General features: G+C 62.5%; 12 protein-coding genes and 4 tRNA genes. All 16 read right to left on the reverse strand.

Translation table 11 applies throughout. The annotated features are described in order from the left end of the window. Positions 1-892, reverse strand: an 892-nt coding sequence (locus QZ079_RS04060; protein WP_297035427.1) for a 2-isopropylmalate synthase, incomplete at its 3' end; no start/stop codon positions are given. Between the two features lie 471 nt (positions 893-1363). Further along, entirely contained in the window at positions 1364-2515 is a 1152-nt protein-coding gene (locus QZ079_RS04065) for a hypothetical protein (protein ID WP_297035430.1), read from the reverse strand. Beyond that, on the reverse strand, positions 2512-2862 hold the full coding sequence (locus QZ079_RS04070) for a PadR family transcriptional regulator (protein ID WP_291289062.1): 351 nt from the start codon (positions 2860-2862) through the stop codon (positions 2512-2514). Before QZ079_RS04070 ends, QZ079_RS04065 begins: the two co-directional genes overlap by 4 nt. A gap of 437 nt (positions 2863-3299) precedes the next feature. Further along, on the reverse strand, positions 3300-4007 hold the full coding sequence (rplA, locus tag QZ079_RS04075) for a 50S ribosomal protein L1 (RefSeq protein WP_291289061.1): 708 nt from the start codon (positions 4005-4007) through the stop codon (positions 3300-3302). 132 nt (positions 4008-4139) lie between these two features. Next, positions 4140-4568 (reverse strand): 50S ribosomal protein L11, encoded by a 429-nt coding sequence (rplK, locus tag QZ079_RS04080; RefSeq protein ID WP_291289060.1) that lies wholly within the window; start codon positions 4566-4568, stop codon positions 4140-4142. A 121-nt stretch (positions 4569-4689) separates the two neighbouring features. Next, on the reverse strand, positions 4690-5226 hold the full coding sequence (gene nusG, locus QZ079_RS04085; protein ID WP_291289059.1) for a transcription termination/antitermination protein NusG: 537 nt from the start codon (positions 5224-5226) through the stop codon (positions 4690-4692). Between the two features lie 3 nt (positions 5227-5229). Further along, complete coding sequence (secE, locus tag QZ079_RS04090; RefSeq protein WP_297035434.1) at positions 5230-5652, reverse strand: preprotein translocase subunit SecE; 423 nt, start codon at positions 5650-5652, stop codon at positions 5230-5232. 76 nt (positions 5653-5728) lie between these two features. Continuing rightward, positions 5729-5804, reverse strand: a tRNA-Trp gene (locus QZ079_RS04095). 14 nt (positions 5805-5818) lie between these two features. Then, positions 5819-5968, reverse strand: coding sequence for a 50S ribosomal protein L33 (gene rpmG / locus QZ079_RS04100; RefSeq protein ID WP_019127809.1), 150 nt, complete (start codon positions 5966-5968; stop codon positions 5819-5821). Positions 5969-6274: 306 nt separating this feature from the next. Next, positions 6275-7465 (reverse strand): elongation factor Tu, encoded by a 1191-nt coding sequence (gene tuf / locus QZ079_RS04105; protein ID WP_297035437.1) that lies wholly within the window; start codon positions 7463-7465, stop codon positions 6275-6277. Between the two features lie 90 nt (positions 7466-7555). After that, a tRNA-Met gene (locus QZ079_RS04110) sits at positions 7556-7632 on the reverse strand. Positions 7633-7636: 4 nt separating this feature from the next. Then, a tRNA-Thr gene (locus tag QZ079_RS04115) sits at positions 7637-7712 on the reverse strand. A gap of 10 nt (positions 7713-7722) precedes the next feature. After that, positions 7723-7807, reverse strand: a tRNA-Tyr gene (locus QZ079_RS04120). Positions 7808-8087: 280 nt separating this feature from the next. Then, complete coding sequence (locus QZ079_RS04125) at positions 8088-8789, reverse strand: hypothetical protein (RefSeq protein WP_297035439.1); 702 nt, start codon at positions 8787-8789, stop codon at positions 8088-8090. A 41-nt stretch (positions 8790-8830) separates the two neighbouring features. After that, positions 8831-11989 (reverse strand): RecQ family ATP-dependent DNA helicase, encoded by a 3159-nt coding sequence (locus tag QZ079_RS04130; RefSeq protein WP_297035441.1) that lies wholly within the window; start codon positions 11987-11989, stop codon positions 8831-8833. A gap of 158 nt (positions 11990-12147) precedes the next feature. Next, on the reverse strand, positions 12148-13199 hold a 1052-nt coding region (locus tag QZ079_RS04135; RefSeq protein WP_297035447.1), incomplete at its 5' end, for a hypothetical protein.

The raw sequence follows: 13199 nt of genomic DNA on the forward strand, positions 1-13199 counted from the left end.
TCGAGTGCGCGAACGCGTTCGCACCTACGATCGCCTTGTTCGCCTGCACCGTCATGCCGGTGATCGAGCTCACGAGCTTCGAGGCGCGCGTGAGTTCCTGCGTCACGATGTCCGTGTGCGCGTCGAGCTCCTGCCCGTGCATGCGAATCGCCATGACGACCTCTTCGAGTGCGGTGTTGCCGGCGCGCTCGCCCAGGCCGTTCACGGTGCATTCGACCTGCGTGGCACCGTTGCGCACCGCCTCGATGGCAAGCGCCGTCGCCATGCCGAGGTCGTTGTGGGTGTGCACGGAGATGGTGACGTCCTCGATGCCGTCCACGCGCTCGCGCAGGTCGCGAATACGCGCGCCGAACGCCCATGGCATGTTGTAGCCCGTCGTGTCGGGGATGTTCACAACCGTGGCGCCCGCCTTCACCGCGGCCTCGATGATCCGCACGAGGAAATCCTGATCCGCGCGGCCGGCATCTTCGGCATAGAACTCGACATCGTCCACGAAGCTGCGGGCAAGCTTCACGGCATGGATGGCACGCTCGATGGCCTCGTCCTCGGTCATGCGCAGCTTGTCGCGCAGGTGGCTCGGAGAAACGCCCAGGCCGGTATGGATGCGCGGGCGCTTGGCGGTCTTCAGCGCCTCGGCCGCGACCTCGATGTCCTTATCGACCGCGCGCGTGAGGCCGCATACCGTGCACGCGTCGCCCGCGATGCGGCCGATCTCTTCCACGCTCTTGAAGTCGCCGGGGCTCGAGATGGGGAAACCCGCCTCGATGACGTCGACGTTCATGCGGATGAGCTGGCGCGCGATGACGAGCTTCTCCTCGGTGTTCATGCTCGCGCCGGGCGACTGCTCGCCGTCGCGGAGCGTGGTATCGAAGATGTGGATCTTGCGGGTCATGGTTCCTCCTGTCTTAGCTGGGCTGGCTGCCCGCGCCGGGCGTACGTAGCAGGAGGCGTATCGCGTATGTTCGCGGAATATGAAGAAGCACCCCGTCGCGATGCGCCCTGCTCGTCGGGCTTGATACGCGATGGGGTGCTTCAAAAGGTCGAATAATCCGAGCGGGACGAAGTACCCTAGCGCGTACCAGCGCTTAGTAGTAGCTCGTCTAGGGATAGAAGCTGCGCAACACAGAACGCCGCCTGGGCGGTGGCGATCCCGTTGTTGGCCTGGTGCTTCATGTCCCATCCTCTCGCTCGCAGCCACCGGGTGAACCGGCGGTCACTGCATTGGGGTAAAGTGTACCACAAGGCTCGACCGTGCCCGAGGTAAATTTACCCCAGGGGTTTTTAACATTGCACAGAAAGGCACCCCGAGCAGGAGACCTACTCGGGGCGCAGATGTTAAAAACCCCTGGGATAAAATTACACGCTAGCTGCGTTCGGCCATGTCCATTTGATGGTCACAGAAGTCATGGCGATCGATCTGTTGGCGCACCACATCCCAGCTTGCCTCCGACTCGAAAAGCGAGCTATTGAACTGCGTGACGGCGTCACCGCTCGCATTGGCGAACGCGCGCTCGAGCTGGCTTCGATCGAAGGCGTACACATCGGCATCGTGATGCTCGTCATATGCCTCGTGGACGACCACGTTCAAGTACTGCAGGTTGGGATAGGCGCTGAATGCAGCGGCTGCGTTGTACACGATCGCGCGGTCGATAGCATCGCCATCGATGTCCTCCGAAACGTTCACGTAGTAGACCTCGAACGTGCCCGCGTTGATCGAGCCGGTTTCATCCGCAGAGACATACGAACCCAGGGGCAAGTTCTCGAAGAACACGCTCGACGGCTGACTGTCGCCAGTATACGCCTGCAGCGTCGTGGGGTCATGCGCGTCGATCTCGTCGAGCACCGCCATGGTGGCCTCGTACTCGCGCTGGTCTTCAGGATCGCTGAAGGTTGGCGTGTCCGAAGTATTCGTGTTGGCACCGGCGCCGCTGCCACCCCCGGTGCCTTGGTTGTCGCCATTGTCCGTCTGCCCAGCATCTCCTGCCACCGTCGCGTCGACGACGTCTTCGACCGTATCTTCCAACTGGTCGCCAGTCGGCTCGAGCACGACGTTCCACAAAACCGTTGCCACGAGAATCACCGCGATGACCGCCGCCGCAACGACCAGGATCTTCAGCCAGGGGTTCGCATGCTCCGAAGCATCGGCGGTGGATGCCGTCGCGGGTGCGGGCTGAACTACCGTAGCAGCAGCGCCCTCCGTCGCAGCGTCTTCTTCACAAGTCGACTCGCCCGCATCGTCATCGGATGCGTGCACAGCCGTCGGCTCCGCATCTTCAGACGCACTGGATGCCGCACCTTCGAACGCGTCTTCGCCTTCACCCGCAAGCACATCGTCGATGCTCGTGATGCTCGCCTTTGCCTGCGCGAGCGCCTCGGCTTCGCCCATGCCGCCTGCGACATAGTCCTCGTAGCGTGCGACCAGGTTCCCGTAGATCTCTTCTTTGAGCTCGATCATCTCGGCCGTGAGCACCCGACCTTCGAACAGATGCTCGACGTACATACGCAATTCGTTCATCGGTCTCCTCCGTTCTGCCTCAGCAGCCTGTCGATGATGCGGCGCACGCGCACCCAGCGCTCCTTCGCCTCATCGAGTTCGATTGCGCCGTTCGGCGTCACGCGATAGTACTTGCGGCGCGCGCCCTGCGTTTCATCACCCCAGTAGCTCTCAACGAATCCCTGCTTTTCCAGCCTCTTGAGGCTCGTGTAGAGCGACGGCTCCTTCATCTCGTACTCGCCTTGGCTCGCCGTGGCGATTTCCTTTAGGATCTCGTAACCGTAGCTGTCGCCATTCGTGAGGGTACATAGGATGATTGCATCGATGTTTCCTCGGATGAGGTCGCTTACCGCGTCTCGCGTCGTCATGGGCTCACCTCCTGGCAATCGACATCGGGCGCCTATTCTCGCCCGCTGTGCCCACTGTAACATAGAGTACTATGTGTGTCGATATACTTTTTGAGGAATATATTCCTTGAACGTGAGTCTCCTTGTACGCGAGCCTCCTCGTCTGAGCCTTTTTGCTCCAGAATAGACTGTTGAAGTCCTTGATTTGACCATTTCACGCATCCAAAACCGTCAAATCAGGGACTTTAATTACGCATACCGTGTGCACGTGACGGCGGTGCCGGTTGCAGCTGCCACGCCGAAGGAAGGGCGGTGATGCTGCTCGTCGCTCCCCGCCGGCGCGCGGCCTGGCATGGCCGTTGCAACCGGCACCGAGGTCATGCTGCGGCATGAAAAAAGCCCGGCTGCCAGAGGGGCAACCGGGCTTTCTGTGGATAGCTGCTGTTAGCGGGCGCGGGCTACTCAGCCATGAAGTCGCGGGTCACGGACGAGTCGACCTTGACGCCGGGACCCATGGTGGAGCTGAGCGCGATGCTCTTCACATAGCGACCCTTGGCGGAAGACGGCTTCACGCGCAGAATCTCGGTGTAGAGCGCGGCGTAGTTCTCGACGAGCTTCTGATCGTCGAAGGAGACCTTGCCCACCGGCACGTGGCAGATGCCGTAACGGTCGGCACGGTACTCGACGCGGCCGGCCTTGAGCTCGCCGACCATCTTGGCGACGTCCATGGTCACGGTGCCGAGCTTGGGGTTCGGCATGAGGCCACGGGGACCAAGGATCTTACCGATGCGACCGACCTTGGCCATCATGTTCGGCGTAGCAATCGCAGCGTCGAAGTTGATCTCGCCACCCTGGATAGCGGCCACGAGCTCGTCGGAGCCGACGACATCGGCGCCAGCCTCTTCAGCCTCGCGAGCCTTCTCGCCCTCGGCGAAGACGGCCACGCGGACGGTCTTGCCGGTGCCATGAGGCAGGGAGATGGAGCCACGGATGTTCTGGTCGGCCTTACGGGTGTCGATGCCCAGACGGAAGTGCGCCTCGACGGTCTCGTCGAACTTGGCGGGAGCGACCTCCTTCACCAGGCGGACAGCCTCGAGCGGCTTGTAGAGCTTGAACTTCTCGACCTTCTCCGCAGCGGCGCGGAAATTCTTTCCATGCTTCGGCATGTTCTACCTCCTGTGGTCACAGGGCTCGTGCCCTCCCACATCGTTGCGCGCCCTATTGCGCGCGAGCGGCTTCACCGGAGCGGTAAACCCGCAAACGGGTGCGCCATCTCGACGCACCCGTAGAAAGCAACGTTACTCGGCGATGGTCACGCCCATGGAGCGGGCGGTACCGGCGACGATCTTCTTAGCGGCCTCGATGTCGTTGGCATTGAGGTCGGGCATCTTGATCTCGGCGATCTTGGTGAGCTGCTCGTCGGTGAGCTGGCCAACCTTGTCGCGCTGCGGCACGGCGGAACCACTCTTGAGCTTGAGCTCCTTCTTGATGAGGTGCGCCGCCGGCGGAGTGTGGCACTCGAAATCGAACGTGCGATCCTCGAAGACCGTGATGACGACGGGGATGACGTCGCCCATCTTGTCCTGCGTGGCGGCGTTGAACGCCTGGCAGAACTGCATGATGTTGACCTGGGCAGCACCAAGGGCGGGACCCACGGGGGGCGCCGGGTTGGCCTGGCCGGCAGGAATCTGAAGCTTGATGACGGTTGCAACCTTCTTATCAGCCATCTCAAAACCTTCCTGAACCGAAAGTGAAGTAAATCAAACGTATCGTTAGCGAACCTGCGTTAGAAGCACGCCCCCAGATGAGCGGTCCGGGAGCGAAGCGCCGGCGCGCGAACAACCAACCTTACAGCGCCACGACGATCTGGTCGAAACCAAGCTCGACGGGCGTATCGCGGCCGAAAATCTGGAGGATGACCTTCACCTTGCCAGATTCGGCGTTGACCTCGGAAACCATACCGTTGAAGTCCGCCAAGGGGCCGGAGGTCACGCGCACCGGCGTACCCACCTCGAGGTCGACGGACATCCGCTTGGGAGCCTCGCCCTTCTTGGACTTGCGCATCATCTTGTTGTATTCATCGCGCGAAAGCGGCGACGGCTTGCCATTGGCGCCGAGAAAACCGGTGACACCGGGCGTGTTACGCACACAAGTCCAGGCGTCGTCGTCCATCTCCATGCGCACAAGCACATAGCCCGGGAAGATTTTGACGTCCTTGGTCTCGCGCTTGCCACCCTCTTTGATCTCGGTCACGCTCTCCATGGGAATCTCGATGTCGAAGATGCGATCCTGCATCCCCATGGTTTCGATGCGATGCTCGAGGTCGGTCTTGACGCTCTTCTCGTAGCCGGAATAGGTGTGGACAACGTACCAACGCTTCGACATGGCCTAGCTCCTTAATCCAGAGATGAGGAAGAGACCCTCGCCGATCACGAAATCGAGTGCGGCGATAACGATGCCAACGACCACGAGAGAAGCGCACACCACGATCGAGTAGTTGATGAGCTCCTTCTTGCTGGGCCAAGTGACGCGACGCATCTCGGTACGCACCGCGGCAAGATAGTTGCGAATGCCACCGAAGAAGCCGGGCTTGGCGCCCTTCTTGCTCTTCGCCTTCGCCTTATCCTTCTCTTTAGCGGCCTTCATCTCAGCCTTAGCGCGTGCAACGCTCTTCGAAGCGCTCTCGGTCTCCTTGGAGCCCTTGTGCGAGACGGATTTCTTGGCAGCAGAAGCGGCCTCAGCCTTGGCAGGAGCGGCGGGCGCCTGCGCGCTGCGCTGCGAAGCCTTCTTCTTGTTCTTCTTGTTGGCCATGGTCGCTACCTCCAGGCGCAAAGCGCCTAACACAGGAAACCGTAAGCCCCGAAATCGAGGCTTACGGATTGAAGACTGGCACGCCAGGAAGGACTCGAACCCTCAACACTCGGTTTTGGAGACCGATGCTCTACCAATTGAACTACTGGCGTGTAAAAGTTGGAGACTAACGGGTCTCCTTGTGAACCGTATGGCGACGGCACCAGGGGCAATACTTCTTGATCTCCATACGATCGGGCATGGTTGCCTTGTTCTTGGTCGTCGTATAGTTACGACGCTTGCACTCGGTGCAGGCAAGGGTGACGAGAGTACGCATGAAACTAATTACCTCCAAATACCGCCCCGTACGGGCACGATGGAATACGATAGCATCTGCGTTCTTACTCTGTCAACGGTTTATTCGCTGATAGGCGCGATTGCAGATGCGTTCCATAAACGTTCACAAGGTCGCGGGCACAACCCGCATCTTGCACCGTTTTCCGAAGCGAACTCTCGTGTGCGCAGCGCGCGTTCACAGAAGATGAGTTCGATTTGGAAAACGGTGCGTCATGAAGAACCCGGCCCCTCGCGATGAGGAGCCGGGTCTAAGATCACACGATCCGAATACCTCGGCTACCCGAAGTTACTCGATGATGGTGGAGACGACGCCGGAACCGACGGTGTGGCCGCCCTCGCGGATAGCGAAGCGCAGGCCCTCCTCCATGGCGATCGGGTGGATGAGGTCGCCCTCGATGGTGATGTGGTCACCAGGCATGGCCATCTCGGTACCCTCGGGGAGCTTGACGGTGCCGGTCACGTCAGTGGTACGGAAGTAGAACTGCGGACGGTAGCCATCGAAGAACGGCGTGTGACGGCCGCCCTCCTCCTTGGTGAGGACGTAGACCTCGCCGGTGAACTTGGTGTGCGGGTGCACCGAACCGGGCTTGCAGAGAACCTGGCCGCGCTCGATGTCCTCGCGCTTGATGCCGCGCAGGAGGATACCGACGTTGTCGCCAGCCTCGCAGAAGTCCATGGTCTTGCGGAACATCTCGATGCCGGTGGCGACGGAGGACTGGGTCTCCTTGATGCCGACGATCTCGACGGGCTCGTTGAGCTTGAGCACGCCGCGCTCGACACGGCCGGTCGCAACGGTACCACGGCCGGAGATGGTCATGGTGTCCTCGACGGCCATGAGGAACGGCTTGGCGTCGTCGCGCTCGGGGGTCGGGATGTAGGTGTCGACGGCGTGCATGAGCTCGCGGATGGAGTCATACCACTTCTCCTCGCCGTTGAGGGCGCCGAGAGCGGAACCACGGATGACGGGGATGTCGTCGCCCGGGAAGTCGTACTCGGAGAGGAGCTCACGGGTCTCCATCTCGACGAGGTCGATAAGCTCCTCGTCGTCAACCATGTCGCACTTGTTCAGGAACACGACGATGTAGGGCACGCCGACCTGACGGGCGAGCAGGATGTGCTCACGGGTCTGAGCCATGGGGCCGTCGGTGGCGGCGATGACCAGGATAGCGCCGTCCATCTGGGCAGCACCGGTGATCATGTTCTTGATGTAGTCGGCGTGGCCGGGGCAGTCGACGTGAGCATAGTGACGCTCAGCGGTCTCGTACTCGACGTGCGCGACGGAGATGGTGATGCCGCGCTCGCGCTCCTCGGGAGCCTTGTCGATGTTCTCAAAGGCGGTGAAGTCGGCCTTGCAGCCATCGGTCTCGGAGAGAACCTTGGTGATGGCGGCGGTCAGCGTGGTCTTGCCGTGGTCCACGTGGCCGATGGTGCCGATGTTAACATGCGGCTTTGTACGCTCGAACTTTTCCTTGGCCATTTAGCCCTCCTCCTTAAGGTCGTCCCCGAGGGGACTTGCCCTTTAACTTAAGTGGCTCCCCCACGTACATAGAGAAGCCACCGTGTTACCTGGTAGCGGTGACTGGATTCGAACCAGTGACGCCACGGGTATGAACCGTGTGCTCTAACCAGCTGAGCTACACCGCCGTACTGGAGCCTGCGACCGGACTTGAACCGGTGACCTCCTCGTTACCAACGAGGTGCTCTACCGACTGAGCTACACAGGCACTTGACTTCTGGTGGGAGCGCAAGGATTCGAACCTTGGTAGGCAGAGCCAACGGGTTTACAGCCCGTCCCCATTAACCACTCGGGCACACTCCCATAAGAAGCAAGACCCACGAAGCCGGATGTCCATGCGGAAATGCCGCCATCGCGAGCAAACGAATAGTAGTACAAGGCGGCGGCGCGAGTCAACCGAAAACCTCAAATACACGCGTCCGGGCGTATCCTATAGCTGTGAGCTGCGATTTCTCTCGTTACGCCATGAGGAGCTTGTGAAGACAGAATGAGCTTGATTGGCGACGTGTTCCCTGCAACCCGTTCGAACCCGTTTCGCGCCCCGTCAAAACGGCTTGGATGAAACTCCTCCGCAACCAACACATCAGCCTAAGTCGAGCGTGGCCTGCACGGTGCGACGCTTCTGCTCGTCGCGGATGAGCGCCTGGAGCTTCGCCTCGATTTTCTCGAACTTCACCTGGGCGGCGTCCTTGCCCGCGGCTCGGTCGCGCGCCGTTGCGCCCGCGAGCACCGCCGCACGCTCCTCTTCGCCGAGCCGCTCCGCTTGGTACCGCCCCACCACGGTCTCAAGGTCCTCGATCGTCGAGAGATCCGCCGCGCAGGCGCTCTCCTCATAGGTATAGAAGAGCTTCACCGGCCGCCCTGCCAAGAGCAGCTGCACGGCGTTGCGCAGCGTGCCCGAGCTCACCTGCAAGTTTCCGAAGCGGTTGATCTCGATGGGGTTGAGGTACGCAAGCCCCCAATCCGCCCGCTCCCCCATGGCGCGGTCCTTCGCCGTCTGGAGGGCGCGCCCCGTCGACCCCGGCTCGCCTGGAACGACCTCGAGCCCCCATGCGCCCTCAACCTTCACGCGCGGGCGGCTGCGCACCGTGAACACCGTCACATGGGGATACGGCGAACCACCGCCCCACACTCGCAGGTAGTCGAGGGCGAGCGCATCGACCCCGCGTTCGGAATCTCCCACGAGCACGCCGAAACCCTGCTCGCAGATGCGGTCCAAAGACCGGCAGAACTCCTCGGGCAGGCGCGCAAGGCTCCTCGACCCGGATATGAACACGCTTGGCATGCTCGCCCTCCCTTCGTCACATGCCGTGCCGCCGTACGGCGCTAGTCGCCCTTACCCGTCTTCACGAGCGCGTACGGATAGACGGCCTTCGCGCCGGCGCGGACGAGCTCGGACGCGATCACCGCGAACGTCCAGCCGGAATCGACCATGTCGTCCACGAGGAGCACCGTTTTGCCTGCGATGCGCCCGGGCTTGGCGACCTCGATGGTATCGCGAATGTTCTTCGCCTGCAGCGCGGAGCTGTTAAGCGTCTTTTGCGCGGCGCCCTCTGCGGTCTTGCGCACGGCGCCGTCGATGAACGGAACCTTGAGCGCATGCGCCAGCCGCTCGGCGAAATCCGGCACGAGCGTGGGGCGGCGCAGGCTCGGCACGGCGACCACCGCATCGATGCCCACGCCCGCCGTCGCGCTGCGCAGGTAGCGCGCGGACTCCATGAGCAGCTCGTCCGAGAAACGCCCGTCGCGGTACTTGCCCGTCGCGGCGAGCTGTCCAAGCAACGAGAAGTAGTTGTCCGAGAGGATCCAGCCGCGCCCGCATTGCTCCTCGGGTGCGATGCGGGTGCCGTCCGGCCACTGCTTTCGGGGCTTCACGAAGCCGTGGCGGTTCTTCTCGAACGAGATCGCCTCGTCCACGAGCACCTCGTCCACCTCGACGGGGAACAGCGGCTCGCCCGTGCAGTTCGCGCAGATGCCGCAGTGCTCCTTGGCATCCGGCGCGTCGAGCTCGTCGGCGATGTACTTCATGAGGCAGCCATCCGTGCGCAGGAACTCCTTGAAGCTCGCAAGCTCGTCGTAGCGCATGTTGCGGAGCTCGGCCTGGCGCTCGCGCTCCGCCTGCGCGTCGAAGCTCGTCGCATCGTTGGCGCAGTACATGCGCACCGTGCTGCCGCGTTGGTTCTTCCGGCGCTCTTCATGCAGATAATCATGCACCTCGAGGTACTTGAGCGCCTCCTTGACCTTCCCCGCCGTCGCGTTGACCGAAGCCATGACCTCACGCTGCGTAGCCCCGTCGGCACACCGCTCGATGATCTTCTCGAGTAGGTTCGGCTCGGCGAAGGCGGAGTCGATGAAGCTCCGCAGGATGCCCTCGTCCTCCGGGCCGTGCAGCAGCACCGCGTAGGCGCGCTTGCCGTCGCGGCCGGCGCGGCCGATCTGCTGGTAGTAGCTGATGAGGTTCTCGGGCAGCTGGAAGTTGATGACGAAGCGGATGTCCGCCTTGTCGTAGCCCATGCCGAGCTTGATGGTGCAGCAGAGCACGCGCACGTCGCCCGCCTCGTAGTCCGCGAGCGCACGGTCGGAGACCTCCTGGTCGAGGCCGGAATGATATGCACGGGCAGAGACGCCGTGCTGCTGCAGGTATTCCGCCACGTGCTCGCAATCGCGCTGCGTGAGGCAGTAGATGAGCCCCTGCCCCCGATCCAAGCCGCCGCCCCGGCCGAGCGTCTGGGCGAGCCAGGCGAGGCGCTCCTCGCGAGTCTGCTCGGGGTTCACCTGGATGGCGAGCTCCTCACGGATGAGGTCGCCGCGCACGACGCTCAAGTTATGCCCGAGCTGCGAGCGGATGTCCTTGATCACGCGGTTGTTCGCCGTGGCCGTGGTGCCCAAGATGGCCGCGTCCTCGGGGAGGTTCTGCAGGAAGCGCGAAACGCGCTGGTAGTCCGGGCGGAAATCGTGCCCCCAGTCCGAGATGCAGTGCGCCTCGTCCACCACGAAGAGCTTGATGCCGCGCACGCCGGCGAGCTGCTTCATGAACCCATCGTTCGAGAGGCGCTCGGGCGAGACGATGAGGGCGTCATAGCTGCCGAGATGGGAGAAGATCTCTTCCCAGTCGTCCTTGTTTCCCGAATTGATGGTCGCGACGTTCAACCCAAGCCGCTTCGCCGACTCGATCTGGTTCTCCATGAGCGCCAGAAGCGGGCTGATGATGAGCGTGGGGCCGGCGCCCTGCGCGCGCAGGATCTTCGTGGCCATGAAGTAGACGAGCGACTTGCCCCAACCCGTCTTCTGCACCACGAGCACGCGCTCACCCGTCGCGGCGTCGACGATCGCCTCGAGCTGGCCCGCGCGGAACTCTGCCCCCTCGCCATACGCGTCGCGAAGGAGGGCGGTCGCTTGGCGCGCGGCAGCATCGCGCTCGGGAGAGGGAACGTCCTGCGCCGGCTCCTCCACACGCGCACGATCCTCTTCCGCGCTGGCCACCGGCGCGCACGCCACCGCCGGCTCCTCCGCTCCCGGCGCGCGCTCGATGAGCTTGGTGAAGATGGGATCGCGCAGATCGAAGAGGTAGCAGTCGTTCGCGTTGTGCGGGTCGCCCTGGCGGCGCAGGTAGTAGTGGTGCACGAGCGCGCGCTCCTCGATCTTCGCGCGCATGTCGGCGAAGCGCGCCACCCACACGCCCTCGAGCGGCTCAATCTCTACGTCGCGATAGGCGAGCTGCTCCCAATGCACGTAGAGGTAGATGTCGCACTCCGGGTAGAGCTCGCAGTAGCGGCGGTAGTCCTTCGCGTCGAACGTGATGGTGAGGCGCGGGTCGAGCCGCCGCGCAAGCGGACGGCCGGCCTCGTCCTGCGTATAGCGGGCGCAGGTAAAGAACGGCGTCATGAAGCTCTTGAGGTCGGCGGGGCGGTCGTTGTCGTAATCGTGCAGGTCGATGGCGTAGGGGTTCGTCGCCTTCTCCGGGTTGATGCGCACGTCGCGCCCGGTGAGGGGCACGATGCGTGCAACGAAGTCCCTCTCGAGCTCCTCGCCCTTGCGGCACCATGCGTCCTTGTCCTCGGTGTCGATCTCTTGCGGCGTGCGGTCCGGATACGGGTCGCCGGGGCGCGGGGTGGGGACAGCCGTCTGAGCTTGTTCGCCGGGCTTGTCACCGCGTTTCAGCGGCACCGTGAGCATGCCCGCGCTGTCGAGCGCCTCGAGCACCAGCTGGATGCCGGCGCCAGAGAACCATGGGTATGCATATAGGCTCGTATCATTCCGTTCAATTCCGCGTGCAATCCCTGCCTCGGTGGGAACCGTGCAGCGCCTGCCCGTGCGCTCGAATGTCTGGTACTCGAGGAGCCCGGCATCGCGGAACTTCTGGAAGAATTTGCGCGCGATGGCATCGATGCTCGCATCTGAGCTGATGAGCCCCTTTTCCTTGAGCTGGGTTATCAGAGCGGAAAGCGACCCGCCCTCAAGATCGGAATATACCGCATCTGCCATACAAAGGCTCCTCTCTCGTAAGCCTGCGAGCCAGGGCGCCCGCCGTATGGGGTGCCCTAGCGCTTGCGATGATTATGTCATGTCGCCCGGACAAAACTGCACGCGGCGGCTCGCCGGTTTAGGACGAAGAGGTGGTCGAGTCCTGTCCGTCCGTGGGGCTATTGGCAGGCACGAAGCGCTCGATCGGCTCGCACACCGCCTTCTGCGCCTCCCTCTCCATCGCGGCGGCGTTGTTGCTCGAGCTCTACCCGCTCACGGCGACGTCTCCGCTCGGTTTCGGCCTCTTCCTCGCGCCGCCGCTTCCGATCCTCCTCGAGCGCCCGCGCGTAGTCGCGCACAGCCTTTTCCGCCGCTGGCTCAAGAATGCCTTGGCGCTGATCGATGGCTGCGGTTATCGAGGATTGATGGCGCCGAGCGTCAGCGGAATGGGGACATGCGGCAACCCATGCATCTGCCAGCTCGGCAGCCTTTTTCAACGCTTCCAGCCTGCGATCGCGCACGGAGGAGTTATCGACCCTGGTTATTCCGTAAAGCTGGGCGGCAAGATCGTCGATGGCGGCGCCCCCCGTTGGAAGCCGGTCGAGCCCCTTCTTCTCATAGCTGAGCCGCATAAGCATACGGTACCCGAAATCCCGGTACTGCTCGCTCAGGCTTCCCGTCAAGGCGCAGGCGTTCCGCCGCACTTGCAGCTCGTTGGTGAGCATGCAGTCCATTTGGAGGGCCAGAAACACACTCGACTGCAGCCTGCTCCTCTTAGAAAGACCGTTCCGCCACCGAGGATCGCACGGATCTGCCTTCGCAAAGGCGGCGTACACGTCGAACAGATTCATCGGAATGGCGAACAGCACGTTGATCAACTGCTCCAGGGAAGCGAGAGCCCGCAGCTCATCGTCTGTCGCGCATCCGTAATCAAATGCGCGCAACGCCTTCGCATCATCAAGAAGGCTTTGCTGATAATACCTTACCCATTCCTCCGCGGCACCGCTGAGCTTGGACTTGCACGATACTCTCTGAATCGACTGCGAGCCCCAGTCGCCGATGCAGGCCCCATCATAGGCGCAATACACGCCGTTATAGGTGTCGGCAATGCGTGTCGCGAGTGTGCGCAGACGATCATCGATCAGCACGCGAATGCTCTTCCGAAGCGCAGCGACCTCCTTGCCCGTAGCGAACTTTTCTCTCTCCTTGGCAGCAACGGCCAGATTGGCGG

This window comes from uncultured Enorma sp., from assembly GCA_905210055.1.
GTDB lineage: Bacteria > Actinomycetota > Coriobacteriia > Coriobacteriales > Coriobacteriaceae > Enorma.

Coding starts and splice junctions, on each gene's coding strand:
- QZ079_RS04130 (WP_297035441.1), bottom strand. CDS start 11,989: ATGGCAGATGCGGTATATTCCGATCTTGAGGGCGGGTCGCTTTCCGCT.
- rplA (WP_291289061.1), bottom strand. CDS start 4,007: ATGCCGAAGCATGGAAAGAATTTCCGCGCCGCTGCGGAGAAGGTCGAG.
- secE (WP_297035434.1), bottom strand. CDS start 5,652: ATGGCCAACAAGAAGAACAAGAAGAAGGCTTCGCAGCGCAGCGCGCAG.
- QZ079_RS04125 (WP_297035439.1), bottom strand. CDS start 8,789: ATGCCAAGCGTGTTCATATCCGGGTCGAGGAGCCTTGCGCGCCTGCCC.
- QZ079_RS04065 (WP_297035430.1), bottom strand. CDS start 2,515: ATGAACGAATTGCGTATGTACGTCGAGCATCTGTTCGAAGGTCGGGTG.
- QZ079_RS04070 (WP_291289062.1), bottom strand. CDS start 2,862: ATGACGACGCGAGACGCGGTAAGCGACCTCATCCGAGGAAACATCGAT.
- nusG (WP_291289059.1), bottom strand. CDS start 5,226: ATGTCGAAGCGTTGGTACGTTGTCCACACCTATTCCGGCTACGAGAAG.
- rplK (WP_291289060.1), bottom strand. CDS start 4,568: ATGGCTGATAAGAAGGTTGCAACCGTCATCAAGCTTCAGATTCCTGCC.
- tuf (WP_297035437.1), bottom strand. CDS start 7,465: ATGGCCAAGGAAAAGTTCGAGCGTACAAAGCCGCATGTTAACATCGGC.
- rpmG (WP_019127809.1), bottom strand. CDS start 5,968: ATGCGTACTCTCGTCACCCTTGCCTGCACCGAGTGCAAGCGTCGTAAC.